At 69.4% G+C, this 13,271-nt stretch carries 15 protein-coding genes; 6 read left to right on the top strand and 9 right to left on the bottom strand.

What is annotated here, in order from left to right:
* The coding region (locus tag ABZX85_RS32495) for a hypothetical protein (RefSeq protein WP_355876504.1) at positions 1-258 on the top strand (258 nt) is incomplete at its 5' end.
* A gap of 157 nt (positions 259-415) precedes the next feature.
* Here the strand turns inward: ABZX85_RS32495 and ABZX85_RS32490 are convergent.
* Positions 416-1,057 (bottom strand): DNA-3-methyladenine glycosylase, encoded by a 642-nt coding sequence (locus ABZX85_RS32490; protein ID WP_355876501.1) that lies wholly within the window; start codon positions 1,055-1,057, stop codon positions 416-418.
* A gap of 118 nt (positions 1,058-1,175) precedes the next feature.
* Between ABZX85_RS32490 and ABZX85_RS32485 the strand changes: the two genes are divergently transcribed.
* The 3 genes from ABZX85_RS32485 (at position 1,176) to ABZX85_RS32475 (ending at position 3,210) form a co-directional block, all read left to right on the top strand.
* Positions 1,176-1,958 (top strand): sporulation protein, encoded by a 783-nt coding sequence (locus ABZX85_RS32485; RefSeq protein ID WP_355876498.1) that lies wholly within the window; start codon positions 1,176-1,178, stop codon positions 1,956-1,958.
* A 52-nt stretch (positions 1,959-2,010) separates the two neighbouring features.
* Positions 2,011-2,550 carry a YbhB/YbcL family Raf kinase inhibitor-like protein gene (locus ABZX85_RS32480; RefSeq protein ID WP_355876495.1) on the top strand — a complete coding sequence of 180 codons (540 nt, stop codon included), beginning with the start codon at positions 2,011-2,013 and terminating at the stop codon, positions 2,548-2,550.
* Positions 2,551-2,703: 153 nt separating this feature from the next.
* Positions 2,704-3,210 carry an HNH endonuclease gene (locus ABZX85_RS32475; protein ID WP_355876492.1) on the top strand — a complete coding sequence of 169 codons (507 nt, stop codon included), beginning with the start codon at positions 2,704-2,706 and terminating at the stop codon, positions 3,208-3,210.
* Positions 3,211-3,318: 108 nt separating this feature from the next.
* Here ABZX85_RS32475 and ABZX85_RS32470 read toward each other — a convergent pair whose 3' ends face one another.
* From ABZX85_RS32470 to ABZX85_RS32460, 3 genes are all read right to left on the bottom strand, one after another.
* Entirely contained in the window at positions 3,319-4,272 is a 954-nt protein-coding gene (locus tag ABZX85_RS32470) for an SPFH domain-containing protein (RefSeq protein ID WP_355876489.1), read from the bottom strand.
* A 165-nt stretch (positions 4,273-4,437) separates the two neighbouring features.
* Positions 4,438-4,866 carry an NfeD family protein gene (locus ABZX85_RS32465; RefSeq protein WP_355876487.1) on the bottom strand — a complete coding sequence of 143 codons (429 nt, stop codon included), beginning with the start codon at positions 4,864-4,866 and terminating at the stop codon, positions 4,438-4,440.
* Between the two features lie 49 nt (positions 4,867-4,915).
* A complete protein-coding gene (locus ABZX85_RS32460) occupies positions 4,916-5,713 on the bottom strand; it encodes an ABC transporter ATP-binding protein (RefSeq protein ID WP_355876485.1) in 798 nt (265 codons plus the stop codon).
* A 155-nt stretch (positions 5,714-5,868) separates the two neighbouring features.
* Here ABZX85_RS32460 and ABZX85_RS32455 point away from each other — a divergent pair, with 155 nt between their 5' ends.
* On the top strand, positions 5,869-6,657 hold the full coding sequence (locus ABZX85_RS32455; protein ID WP_355876482.1) for a hypothetical protein: 789 nt from the start codon (positions 5,869-5,871) through the stop codon (positions 6,655-6,657).
* A 138-nt stretch (positions 6,658-6,795) separates the two neighbouring features.
* Here the strand turns inward: ABZX85_RS32455 and ABZX85_RS32450 are convergent, their stop codons facing one another.
* From ABZX85_RS32450 to ABZX85_RS32435, 4 genes are all read right to left on the bottom strand, one after another.
* Complete coding sequence (locus tag ABZX85_RS32450) at positions 6,796-7,035, bottom strand: chaplin (RefSeq protein ID WP_355876479.1); 240 nt, start codon at positions 7,033-7,035, stop codon at positions 6,796-6,798.
* A 180-nt stretch (positions 7,036-7,215) separates the two neighbouring features.
* A complete protein-coding gene (locus ABZX85_RS32445) occupies positions 7,216-7,467 on the bottom strand; it encodes a chaplin (protein WP_355876476.1) in 252 nt (83 codons plus the stop codon).
* Between the two features lie 183 nt (positions 7,468-7,650).
* A complete protein-coding gene (locus tag ABZX85_RS32440) occupies positions 7,651-8,292 on the bottom strand; it encodes a response regulator transcription factor (RefSeq protein ID WP_355876473.1) in 642 nt (213 codons plus the stop codon).
* Positions 8,285-9,463, bottom strand: coding sequence for a GAF domain-containing sensor histidine kinase (locus ABZX85_RS32435; protein ID WP_355876470.1), 1,179 nt, complete (start codon positions 9,461-9,463; stop codon positions 8,285-8,287). The genes ABZX85_RS32440 and ABZX85_RS32435 overlap by 8 nt, the downstream gene beginning before the upstream one ends.
* Before the next feature lie 391 nt (positions 9,464-9,854).
* Between ABZX85_RS32435 and ABZX85_RS32430 the strand changes: the two genes are divergently transcribed.
* Complete coding sequence (locus ABZX85_RS32430) at positions 9,855-10,550, top strand: transglycosylase SLT domain-containing protein (protein ID WP_355876467.1); 696 nt, start codon at positions 9,855-9,857, stop codon at positions 10,548-10,550.
* Positions 10,551-10,614: 64 nt separating this feature from the next.
* Here the strand turns inward: ABZX85_RS32430 and ABZX85_RS32425 are convergent, their stop codons facing one another.
* Entirely contained in the window at positions 10,615-13,101 is a 2,487-nt protein-coding gene (locus ABZX85_RS32425) for an FHA domain-containing protein (protein ID WP_355876464.1), read from the bottom strand.
* Positions 13,102-13,271: the final 170 nt, after the last annotated feature.

The raw sequence follows: 13,271 nt of genomic DNA, 5'->3' as shown, positions 1-13,271 counted from the left end.
ACAGCCGGGGACGGGGTATCAACTAATCTGGCGTTGATTTTTGGCACGCTGTTGAGTTCTCAAGGAACGGACGCTTCCTTCGTACTCACCCTCTCGGGCTTTCCTCCGGGCAGTTTCCCTTCGGTCTTGCGTTTCCGACTCTATCAGATCCTTTTCTCGATCCGATTTCCTGTCGGCGGGACGTCTTGGGCTTTCTCGCTTTCGCTCGTCGGCCTTTCGACATTCACTACGTTAGCCGATCCTCTCGGTAACTCATAATCGAGTCTCCGTGAGTTCGAATTCAGGCATGCGGACATGACGAATTCGATCCCGCTGAGGGATGTTGCTAGGTAGTGGGTTGGCCGCTTCCGGCTCTCGGCGAGTGCCGTACCGGGTCAAGCGGCTCGGGCTACGTTACGCACCTTCCAGGGGAGCGTCAACTTGAGCGACGGCGGGGGACGTGCGCCCGATAGGGGCTCACCGTGGGGTCGTTGGAGATCCAGAACCGCCAGGGGTGGACGGCGCCGTCGCCCGACACCCCGGTGCGGGGACCGCTGTTGACCTGGTCGGAGGGGACGGGAGCACCGGTGAGGACGCGGAGCGGGGTGTCCTCGGGGGCGCAGGCGTCGGTGCCGTCGAGGGTGCGGTCGATGTCGAGGGCCGTCGCCAACCGGGCCGGTCCTTTGGCGAGTTCTTTGTCATTTCGGGCCGAGAGTCGACGTTTGCGGGCCGACTCGGCGCCTTCCAGGATCTCGCCGGCCCGCAGCAGGACGGCGCTCGCCTCGCCCTCGGGACCACAGACGAGGTTCATGCAGTGCCACATGCCGTAGGTGAAGTAGACGTACACATGACCGGCCGGACCGAACATCACGCCGTTGCGGGCGGTACGGCCGCGGAAGGCGTGGGAGCCGGGGTCGTTCTCGCCGTCGTACGCCTCCACCTCTGTGATGCGCAGGACGATCGGACCGTCCGGGGTCGTCCGGAGCAGGAGGCGGCCCAAAAGATCGGGGGCCACGTCCAGGACAGGGCGGTCGAAGAAGGGCCTGAGGAGGGGCGTACGGTCGGGGGTCGCGATCATGGCCGACGAGCGTAGTGCAGTCCGGACGGGTGCCGGGGTGCGGAACCGGACGTGGCCTGAACGCGTTTAGAGGGATCAAAGGCCCGGTCGGCCAGACGTGAGAACACGAGGGAGAGTCATGGCGTTCAAGAAGCTGCTCGCGAGCCTGGGTGCGGGTGGAGCGTCGGTGGAGACGGTGCTGACCGAGGTCAACGTCGTACCGGGCGGGGTCGTCCAGGGTGAGGTGCGGATTCAGGGCGGGTCCGTCAACCAGAACATCGAGGGGCTGTCGATCGGGTTGCAGGCCCAGGTCGAGGTCGAGGGCCAGGACGCGGAGTACAAGCAGAACATCGAGTTCACGAAGGTCAGTCTCGGCGGCGCCTTCGAGCTTCAGGCGGGTGCCGTGCACGCGGTGCCGTTCGGGCTCGACATCCCGTGGGAGACGCCGGTGACGACGATCGGCGGGCAGCCCCTGCGCGGGATGCACATCGGCGTGACGACCGAGCTGGCGATCGCGCGGGCCGTCGACTCCAGCGACCTCGACCCGATCAACGTCCACCCGCTCCCCGCGCAGCAGGCCATTCTCGACGCCTTCACGCAGCTCGGCTTCCGTTTCAAGAGCGCCGACATGGAGCGCGGCCACATCCGGGGGACGCGCCAGAAGCTGCCGTTCTACCAGGAGATCGAGTTCTTCCCGCCGTCGCAGTACCACGGCCTGAACCAGGTCGAGCTGAGCTTCGTCGCCGACGAGAACGCGATGGACGTCATCCTGGAGATGGACAAGAAGCCGGGCCTGTTCAGCGAGGGCAGCGACACGTTCCGCTCCTTCCAGGTGGGCCTGCGCGACTTCCACGGGACGGACTGGGCGGCGTACCTGAACCAGTGGCTGGCCGAGGTCGGCAGCCGGCGGAACTGGTTCTAGGCTCGGGGCTCCGAGGAACGACGTATTCAGACGTACTTCAGGAGGTACCGAGGTGTCCGAGCTCAAGCGGCGGCCTCTCCCCCACGACTTCCACCCGCCCGTCCCGGCGTTCACGGTGACGAGCGAGGACGTCTCGGAGGGTGGCGCGCTCAAGGCCGATCAGGTCTACGCCGAGGGCAACGTCTCGCCGCAGTTGCGGTGGGAGGGTTTCCCGGAGGGGACGAAGAGCTTCGCGGTGACGTGCTACGACCCGGACGCGCCGACGGGCAGCGGGTTCTGGCACTGGGTGCTGTTCGATGTCCCGGCGTCCGTGACCGAGCTGCCGGCCGGTGCGGGCACGGGCGAGTTCAAGGGGCTGCCCGAGGGCGCCGTACACGTCCGTAACGACTACGGGACGCGGGACTTCGGCGGGGCCGCGCCGCCCGCGGGGGACGGGCCGCATCGGTACGTCTTCACCGTGTACGCGGTGGATCAGGAGAAGCTCGGCGTCGACGGGGACGTCTCGCCCGCGTATGTCGGGTTCAACCTGCGGTTCCACGCGATCGCGCGGGCGCAGCTCGTCGGTGAGTACGAGGTGCCGGCCGCGAACTGACGCGGTTCAGAGTTCACTCGACGTTTGTCCGCCTCTGGTCTTGGAAGTGATCAGAGGCGGGCATTTTTATTGCGTTGTCCATCTCGGCGTGCCCGTCCAGAGTTGATCCACGCCCGCCGGGGAGCGGGCGGATGCGCAAGGGAGGTGGGCTGGATGCGGGACACGCTGGTGCTGAACGCGAGCTTCGAGCCGCTGTCTACGGTGACGTTGAATCGGGCTGTCGTTCTGGTGCTCCAGGACAAGGCCGTCGTCGAGCAGGCCCACCCCGAGCTGCGTATGCGGGGCACCGAGGTCGACATACCCGCGCCGCGGGTGATCAGGCTGTGCCGGTATGTGCGGGTGCCGTTCCGCAGACAGGCGCCCTGGTCCCGTAGGGGGGTGCTGGTGCGGGACCGGCACAGGTGCGCGTACTGCGGGCGCCGGGCGACGACCGTGGACCACGTGGTGCCCCGGGCTCAGGGCGGCCGGGACTCCTGGCTGAACACGGTCGCCTCCTGCGCCGAGGACAATCACCGCAAGGCCGACCGGACTCCGGAGCAGGCGGGGATGCCGTTGCTGCGGGCGCCGTTCGAGCCGACGCCGGCGGACGCGATGCTGCTGTCGCTGGGTGCGGAGGAGTTGCAGGCGCTGCCGGACTGGTTGAGCCTGGACGCGGCGTAGTTTTCGGGCGCGGGTGCGTTGTGGCTTGTCGCGCAGTTCCCCGCGCCCCTAAAAGACTGAGGGCCGCCTTCTCGGAGAAGGCGGCCCTCGTCGTTGCACCGAAGAACCTCAGTCGATCTGCGGCTTCTCGCGCTTCTCCAGGTTGCCGCCGCCGTTGTCGGAGGAGCCTCCCGGGGTGCCGCCGCCCAGGCCGCCGAGGCCGCCGACCGCGCCGGAGAGGCCCTTGAGGGCGTCGCCGATCTCGCTGGGGACGATCCAGAGCTTGTTGGCGTCGCCCGCGGCGATCTTGGGGAGCATCTGGAGGTACTGGTAGGAGAGGAGCTTCTGGTCGGCGTCGCCGGCGTGGATGGCCTCGAAGACCGTGCGGACGGCCTGGGCCTCGCCCTCGGCCTTGAGGGCCGCCGCCTTGGCCTCACCTTCGGCGCGCAGGATCTGGGACTGCTTCTCACCCTCGGCGGTGAGGATCGCGGCCTGCCGGGTACCTTCGGCCGTCAGGATCGCGGCGCGCTTGTCACGGTCGGCGCGCATCTGCTTCTCCATCGAGTCCTGGATGGAGGTCGGCGGCTCGATCGCCTTCAGCTCGACGCGGTTGACGCGGATGCCCCATTTCCCGGTGGCCTCGTCGAGGACGCCGCGCAGGGCCGCGTTGATCTCCTCGCGGGATGTGAGGGTCCGCTCCAGGTCCATGCCACCGATGATGTTGCGCAGGGTGGTGACGGTGAGCTGCTCGATGGCCTGGATGTAGGAGGCGACCTCGTACGTCGCCGCGCGCGCGTCGGTCACCTGGTAGTAGATGACCGTGTCGATGTTGACGACCAGGTTGTCCTGGGTGATCACCGGCTGCGGCGGGAACGGGACGACCTGTTCGCGCAGGTCGATGCGGTTGCGGATGGTGTCGATGAACGGGACGACGATGTTGAGGCCCGCGTTCAGCGTGCGTGTGTAACGGCCGAAGCGCTCGACGATCGCCGCGCTCGCCTGTGGGATGACCTGGATCGTCTTGATCAGGGCGATGAAGACCAACACCACCAGGATGATCAGAACGATGATGACCGGTTCCATCGTGCTCCCCGTACCCTTCTCCGCCTCGGCGCTTTCCGACGATCTTATGGGTGCCGACCGGCTGTCGGCGATCTTATGGGTGCAGAAGATCTTGCTGGTCGAGTCTGGCAGACCTTCACATAACTCGCAGGTCGTTCAGTTCAGTTGGGGCGGCGGCGGCGAGGTTCACAGGACGATCGCCGTAGCGCCCTCGATGTCCACGACGTCCACCTCCTGGCCGGGTTCGTAGGCGCGGTCGGAGTCCAGGGAGCGCGCGGACCAGATCTCGCCGGCCAGCTTGATCCGGCCGCCGGAGCCGTCGACGCGTTCGAGGACGACGGCCTGCCTGCCCTTGAGCGCGTCGATGCCGGTGGTGAGCCCGGGGCGCTGTCTGCTGTGCCGGTTGGCGATGGGCCGTACGACGGCGACGAGCGCCACCGAGACGACGACGAAGACCAGCACCTGGCTCACGGCCCCGAGGCCGAGGCCGGCCACGACGGCGGCGGCGACCGCGCCGACCGCGAACATGCCGAACTCGGGCATGGCCGTGATCACCAGCGGGATTCCGAGCGCCGCCGCGCCTACGAGCCACCACACCCACGCGTCGATGTCCACAAGGTCAATGGTAGGTCCGTGCGGACGGCGCGGACAGGGTGCGTGGGGGTCAGGAGAGCGGGAGGCCCTGGGCGGTCCAGCGGTCACCGACCTGCTCGACGACGAGGGGGAGGCCGAAGCAGAGGGAGAGGTTGCGGGAGGTGAGTTCGAGCTCGACGGGGCCCGCGGCGAGGACCTTGCCCTGACGGATCATCAGGACGTGAGTGAAGCCGGGGGCGATCTCCTCGACGTGGTGCGTGACCATGATCATCGAGGGGGCGATCGGGTCGCGCGCGAGCCGGCCGAGGCGGCGTACGAGGTCCTCGCGGCCACCGAGGTCGAGGCCGGCGGCGGGTTCGTCGAGGAGGAGGAGTTCGGGGTCGGTCATCAGGGCGCGGGCGATGAGGGTGCGCTTGCGCTCGCCCTCGGAGAGGGTGCCGAAGCGGCGGTCCAGGTAGTCCGTCATGCCGAGGCGGTCGAGGAAGGCGCGGGCGCGGATCTCGTCGATGTCCTCGTACTCCTCCTGCCAGCCGGCGGTCATGCCGTAGGCGGCGGTGAGGACGGTCTGGAGGACGGTCTGGCGCTTGGGGAGCTTCTCGGCGAGGGCGATGCCGGCCATGCCGACGCGGGGGCGGAGTTCGAAGACGTCCGTACCGGGCTTGCCGAGGGTCTCGCCGAGGACGGCGACCGTGCCGGCGCTCGGGAAGAGGTAGGTGGAGGCGAGGTTCAGGAGGGTCGTCTTGCCGGCGCCGTTCGGGCCGAGGATGACCCAGCGTTCGCCCTCCTTGACCGACCAGGAGACCTGGTCCACCAGCGACCGGCCCTCGCGGACCACCGATACGTCCTGAAGCTCCAGAACATCGCTCATGAGCGCGTTGTCTCCCCTTGCAGTGTGGCCGGTCTCGGTTGTCGCGTGCGCCAAGTGGTTCGGCAGCCGCGCGCGGGTGGGCGCGGCCCCTTCGGGAAAATCTACGCCACCGGTCGGACGCCCCGTTCCATCGGTCCGCTCCTTAGGGTGGGGGCATGCTTTCGGAACCGCGCGCTGGTCGCCTCGCCGCTTGGGGAAATGCCCTGTTGGCCGGACTTGTCTCTCCGGACGACGCTGTCGTCGCCGTCGTCGGGGACGACGCCGTGCACCGGGTGGAGGGGCTGCCCGGGGAGTCGGGGGCCGTCGGGCTCACGCTCGCGCTCGGGCGGCTGAGGTCGCTCGGGGTGACCGGGCTGCGGGTGGCTCTGCCGGCGCCGGGGCATCCGCTGGGGCTCAGCGGGCCGCCGGAGTTCAACGCGCGGGCGCTGGAGGCCGAGGAGGCGGTGGTCTGTCACGGGGCGGCGCTGGGGCTGGTGCCGGAGGTCTTCGAGGCGGGTCCCGCCGGTGACGTCCATGTCGAGGTCACCTGGCACTGTCTGCCCGTCCGCGAGGCTCCCCCGGCCGATGTGCCGTCCCTCGGCGAGGCGGAGCGTGAACTCGCGGAGGCGCTGCGGGAGGCGACCGCCGTGCTGTCCCGGCTGGACGTCGCCGGGTCCGGGCCGGTCGCGGAGGCGGCCCTCGACGCGTACCGGGCGCGCGCGGAGCGGGGGCGGGAGCTGCTGGCGCCCGGTTATCCGCCGCGTGCGGTGCGGGTGCTCGAACTGGCCCAGCGGGTGGGGCTGTTGGTCTCGCTGGCCACGGAGCACGGGCCCGGGGGCGCGGTGAGCGCGTCCGAGATGGCGGCTCGGGGGGCGGCGCTGCGGCCGGTGGAGCGGACGGCTCGGCGGGCGTTGGTGGCGGCGTACAACGCTTATGTGGAGGAGCGGGAGCGGGGGGTGCGGTGAAGGGGCCGCGGCTCACGGGGACATCGCTCGTGGGAGGGCCGGTCCGCGGCGAGGCGTCTCCGCGGGGCGTGGCTCGCCGGGGCACGGCGAAGGGGCCTCACATCAGATGTGAGGCCCCTTCGCGGTGTGCAAAGGACGTCAGTCGTTGACGCCGGTGTTGCCGAAGGCGGGGTTCAGCAGGCCGATGACGTTGACGGAGTCGCCGACGACGTTGACCGGGACGTGGACGGGGATCTGCGCGGTGTTGCCGGAGCCGACGCCCGGGGACTTCACGGCAGCGCCTTCGGCACCGGCGTCGGCCATGGCCGCACCGGCGGAAGCACCAGCGGCGATACCGGCGACGGTGAGGGCAACAGCGGCCTTCTTGGCGATGTTCATGAGAAGCGTTCCTCCTGCGATTGCGTGACCGACCCGGCCACGGGTCGTGAGCTGTCCAACGCGGGAGCGGTCATGAACGGCACGGCAGACGGTCGCAACTGCGCCCGTTCGGATCATTGAAGCGACCGGACGATCAGCAGACCTGACGCTTGTAGAACTGCCGCACCCGGGGCGCATGCCTCAGCGGTTGACGCCGAGGTTCCCGAACGCCGGGTTGAGCAGGCCGATGACGTTGACGCTGTTGCCGACGACGTTGACCGGGACGTGCACCGGGACCTGGATGACGTTGCCCGAGACGACGCCCGGGGAGTCGTGGGCCTCGCCGAAGGCCGCCGCCCCGGAGCCGTCGGTCGCGGAGGCGAGACCGGCACCGGCGGCCACCAGCCCGCCGGCCGCCATCGTCACTGCCGCGGCCTTCTTCAGGTTCTTCACTTCGCAAGCCCTCCTGGCGATTCGCCACGACGGTCGCCGTGGCACACGAGGAGAACGGCGCGACCCCGGCCGAGGATGCGCCATGTGGGTGACATTCCCACGACAGTATGAATCTCGGACTGGAGGTGATCCCTCCGCTTCACCCCTCCCCCACGCCCCTGGCCAGCCCCTTTCCCGCCTCTCTCAGCCCGCGACGCCGTGCCGTACGGCCCACAGCGCGGCCTGTGTGCGGTCCGCCAGGTCGAGTTTCATCAGGATGTTCGAGACGTGGGTCTTGACCGTCTTCTCGGACAGCACCAGCGCCCGCGCGATCTCCCGGTTGGAGCGCCCGTCCGCGATGAGCCCGAGGACCTCCCGCTCGCGCTCGGTGAGCGAGCCGCCCCGGCCCTGGCCGCCCGGCGACTCGTCCTGGGAGAGGAGCGCGCCGGCGACCTCCGGCTGGAGCAGGACGTGTCCCGCGTGGACGGAGCGGATCGCGCCGGCCAGCGCGTCCGGGTCGATGTCCTTGTAGACGTAGCCGGCGGCGCCCGCGCGCAGGGCCGGGACGACCGTCCGCTGTTCGGTGAAGCTCGTGACGATCAGCACGCGCGCGGGGTTGTCCAGCTCCCGGAGCCTGCGCAGGGCCTCCACGCCGTCCATGCCGGGCATCTTGACGTCCATGAGGACGACGTCCGGGTGCAGCTCCTGGGCGCGGGTGACGCCCTCCTCGCCGTCCCCGGCCTCGCCGACGACCTCTATGTCGTCCTGTACCTCCAGGAACGTACGCAGTCCGCGGCGGACGACCTGGTGGTCGTCGACGAGCAGCACCCTGATCGGCTCAGCCACCGGGGACCTCCATCTCGATGACGGTGCCCTGGCCGGGCTCCGATGTCACTGTCAGGCGACCGCCGACGCCGCCGGCGCGGTCCCGCATGGAGACGAGGCCGAGGTGGCGGCCGGCGCGGCGGACGGTCGCGGGGTCGAAGCCCTTGCCGTCGTCGCCGACGCGCAGGACGGCGCCGGCGGCGAGCTTCTCCAGGGTGACGTCCACGCGGGCCGCCCCGGAGTGGCGCAGGGCGTTGTGGAGGGCTTCCTGGGCGACGCGCAGCAGGGCCTCCTCCTGGGCGGCGGGCAGGGCGCGCACGCCGCGGGCGGTGAAGGTCACGCGCGCGGTGTGGGCGCGGTCGAGGACCTGGATCTGGTTGCGCAGGGTGGCGACGAGGCCGTCCTCGTCGAGGCCGGTGGGGCGGAGCTCGACGACGGCGGCGCGCAGTTCGTCGGCGGCTTCGGCGGCGAGGGCGGCGACCTGGTGGAGCTCGCCCTTGGCGCGGGAGGGGTCGCGGTCGACGAGGGCGGCGGCGGCCTGGGCGGTGAGGCGCAGGGAGAAGAGTTTCTGGCTCACCGCGTCGTGCAGTTCGTGGGCCAGGCGGGAGCGTTCCTCGGCGATGGTCAGTTCGCGGCTGCGTTCGTAGAGGCGGGCGTTGGTGAGGGCGATCGCGGCGTGCTGGGCGAGGATCGCGAGGAGGTCCATGTCCTCCTCGGTGAAGCCGCACTCGCCGGACGGCTTCGGACTCGGGGGGTGTGGGGGGTTTCCCTCCATAGAACGCAGCTTGTTGGCGAGGAAGAGGGCGCCCACGACCTCGTCTCCGTTGTGGATGGGCAGGCCCAGGAAGTCCGACATCTCGGGGTGGGCGTCCGGCCAGCCCTCGAAGCGGGGGTCCTTGCGGACGTCCGCGAGGCGCTCGCGCTCAGCCCCCTTGAGCATGGCCGCGAGGATGCCGTGCTGGCGCGGGAGCGGGCCGATGGCCTTCCACTCCTCGTCGCTCACGCCGTCGACGACGAACTGGGCGAAGCCGCCGTGGTCGTCCGGCACGCCCAGGGCGGCGTACTGGGCGTCGAGCAGCTCGCGGGCGGAGGCGACGATCGTCTTGAGGACGTCGCGGACCTCCAGGTGTCTGCTCATCGCCAGCAGTGCGGCGCTCACCGCCGCCAGCCCTGACCTGGGACCTTGACTCATGACCTCACGGTACCGGCGGGGTGTGACGGCGAGGATCGGGCGGTGGTCCTAGGGCGCGACCTAGGGCAGAGGTCGGGGGCAGCGGGGGAAAGCGTCACCGTTCGCGTTGCTCCAGCAACTCCTGGTGAGACTGTTACGCGCCCGATGTGAGCCCGCGCATAGGACCCATATCACCTACGAGGGTGAATAGGAGATAAACAGGTAGGGCGTGAACGGGCATGACTGGGCGGTATGGGGTGATTTGACCGAGGCGGGTCTACTATCGGGGATCGTACGTCACACCTTTGCCCGGACATTTTGCGGCCGCTAAGAATGGCTCCCGTCGCTCAGCGCCGCGTCCCCCAACGGACATTCCGAGCGACCTCCCCGCTACACGAAGAGGTCACCCGCCATGCCCAAGAACACGCACAAGATCGCGATAGCCGGTGCCGCCACTCTCGGTGCCGCGGCCCTCGCCTTCTCGGTCGTGCCGGCCGACGCGCAGACCACCACGAGCGAGGCCGCCCTCCCCGCGAACGTCGCCTACCGCACGGACGTCAAGACGGGCGTGACCGACAAGTTCTCCACCGCCGGCGCGAAGATCGAGGCCATCGCCGCGCAGAAGAAGGCCCAGGCCGACGCGGTCGCCAAGGCCGCCGCCGTCAAGAAGGCCGCCGAGGCCAAGGCCGCCGCCGCGAAGAAGGCCGCCGCCGACCGCGCCGTCAAGGAGGCCGCGAGCCGCTCCGCGAAGCGCGCCGAGGTCAAGCAAGTAGCCGTCAAGACGTACACGAACAACCTGGACGGCTGGATTCGCAACGCCCTCGACATCATGGAGAACAAGGGCATCCCGGGCTCCTACAACGGGCTGTACCGCAACATCATCCGGGAGTCCTCCGGCAACCCCTGGGCGATCAACAACTGGGACAGCAACGCGGCCATGGGCATCCCCTCCAAGGGCCTGCTCCAGGTGATCCAGCCGACGTTCAACGCCTACCACGTCTCCGGGACCTCGACGAACATCTACGACCCGGTCGCCAACATCACCGCCGCCGCCAACTACGCGGCCCACCGGTACGGCTCGATCGACAACGTGAACAGCGCGTACTGAGCCCCGCACGCACGAAAGGGCGCCCCCTGTCACCAGGGGGCGCCCTCGTCGTCGTACGCGGGAGCTACTTGCGCATGACCTCCGGTTCGTGGCGGCGCAGGAAGCGGGCGACGAAGAAGCCGCACAGGACGCCCAGGGCGAGCAGGGCGGCCATGTCCATGCTCCAGGCGGCGACGGTGTGCTCCCAGAGGGGGTCGTTCGAGGCGCCCTTGTCCGGCGGGCTGATGCGGTTGAAGTCCAGGGTCGCGCCGGCGGCGCCGACGGCCCAGCGGGACGGCATCAGGTACGAGAACTGGTTGACGCCGACCGAGCCGTTCAGCGCGAAGAGGCAGCCGGTGAAGACGACCTGGATGATCGCGAACATCACGAGCAGCGGCATCGTCTTCTCGGCGGTCTTCACCAGCGAGGAGATCACCAGGCCGAACATCATCGAGGTGAACCCGAGCGCCATGATCGGCACGGACAGCTCGACCAGCGTCGCGCTCCCGAGGACCAGGCCCTTGGCGGGGATCTCGCGGCTGGAGAAGCCGATCACGCCGACCAGCAGCCCCTGGAAGACGGTGATCAGGCCGAGCACGAACACCTTCGACATCAGGTACGCCGAGCGGGACAGGCCCGTCGCGCGCTCCCGCTCGTAGATGACCCGTTCCTTGATCAGCTCACGGACCGAGTTCGCCGCGCCCGCGAAGCAGGCGCCGACCGCGAGGATGAGCAGGACGGTGGTGGCGGTGCCGTTGGGAACGATGCGCCCGGTCTGGGCGTTGACCCCATTGGGAAGGAGGCCCCTGTCGGCGTCGATCAGCAGGCTGACCGCGCCGAGCACCGCCGGGAGGATCACCATGAGAGCGAGGAAGCCCTTGTCGGACGCGATGACCGAGGTATAGCGGCGCACCAGCGTCACGAACTGGCTCAGCCACCCCTGTGGCTTCGGCGGTTTCATCGCCTGCATCACCGGGACCTGTACGGCCTGCGGGGCGACGGCGTCGAGGTCCGCGGCGTACATCTGGTAGTGCTGCGAGCCCTTCCAGCGGCCCGCCCAGTCGTAGTCGCGGTAGTTCTCGAAGGCGGAGAAGACGTCGGCCCAGGTGTCGTAGCCGAAGAAGTTCAGCGCTTCCTCGGGCGGCCCGAAGTAGGCCACGGACCCGCCCGGCGCCATCACGAGCAGCTTGTCGCAGATCGCGAGCTCGGCGACGGAGTGGGTGACGACGAGGACGGTACGGCCGTCGTCGGCGAGGCCGCGCAGGAGCTGCATGACATCGCGGTCCATGCCCGGGTCGAGGCCCGAGGTCGGCTCGTCGAGGAAGATCAGCGACGGCTTGGTGAGCAGCTCCAGGGCGACCGAGACACGCTTGCGCTGGCCGCCGGAGAGGGAGGTGACCTTCTTCTCCTTGTGGATGTCCAGCTTCAGCTCGCGCAGCACCTCGTCGATGCGGGACTCGCGCTCGGCGGTCGTGGTGTCGGCCGGGAAGCGCAGCTTGGCCGCGTACTTGAGGGCCTTCTTGACCGTCAGTTCCTTGTGCAGGATGTCGTCCTGCGGGACCAGGCCGATGCGCTGGCGCAGCTCCGCGAACTGCTTGTACAGGTTGCGGTTGTCGTAGAGGACCTCGCCCTCGTTGGCGGGCCGGTAGCCGGTCAGCGCCTTGAGCAGCGTCGACTTCCCAGAGCCGGACGGGCCGATGACCGCGATCAGCGACTTCTCCGGGACGCCGAAGGAGACGTCCTTGAGGATCTGCTTGCCGCCGTCGACCGTGACCGTGAGGTGGCGCGCGGAGAAGGAGATCTCACCGGTGTCGACGAACTCTTCGAGGCGGTCGCCCACGATCCGGAACGTCGAGTGGCCGACGCCGACGACATCGGCGGGGCCGAGCAGCGCCGTACCGCCCTTGGGTATGGGCTGGCCGTTGACGTACGTGCCGTTGTGGGAGCCGAGGTCGCGGATCTCCATGCGGCCGTCGGGCGTCGAGTGGAACTCGGCGTGGTGACGGGAGACCTGGAGGTCGGAGACGACGAGTTCGTTCTCCAGGGCGCGGCCGATGCGCATGACGTGGCCGAGCGCGAGCTGGTGGAACGTGGTCGGGCTGCGGTCGCCGTAGACCGGCGGCGCCCCCGCGCCGGCGCCGGGGCCCTGCTGCGGCGGGATGTGCGCGGCGGGCTGCTGGTTCCAGCCGGCGCCCTGGGCGGCGTACGGCTGCTGCGGGGCGGCGGCCTGCTGGTGAGCGGCCTGCTGCGGGGCCGCCTGCTGTTGGGCCACGGCCACCGGGGCCGCCGTCAGGTTCAGGCGGGGGCCGTCGGTGGCGTTGCCGAGGTTGACGACGCTGCCCGGGGCCAGTTCGACGCGCTGGACGCGCTGGCCCTGCACGTAGCTGCCGTTCGTGCTGCCGTGGTCCTCGATGGCCCAACTACGGCCGTCGAAGCTGACCGTGGCGTGCCGCCAGGAGACCCTGGCGTCGTCGAACACGACGTCCCCCTGAGGGTCGCGTCCGAGTGTGTATGCCCTGGACGGATCGAGCGTCCAGGTACGTCCGTTTGTTTCGAGTACGAGTTCAGGCACTCCGAGCCCCACTGAGTTGTCCCCCGATATGCCCCTCATCCAGAGGGAGTGTAGGGATGTCGAACATCGGGGGGAACTATTTCAGGAGCGGCCCTCTGACCGAAAGTCGGGCCCTGCCGGGGGTGGTCGGAGGTTGTTCGGGAGTTGTTCGGGGGTTGTGAAGACGGCGC

The sequence above is a fragment of the Streptomyces sp. NPDC004539 genome (assembly GCF_040610055.1).
GTDB lineage: Bacteria > Actinomycetota > Actinomycetes > Streptomycetales > Streptomycetaceae > Streptomyces.
The sequence above is the reverse complement of the archived record's forward strand: the minus strand, read 5'-3'. Positions and strand labels throughout refer to the sequence as shown.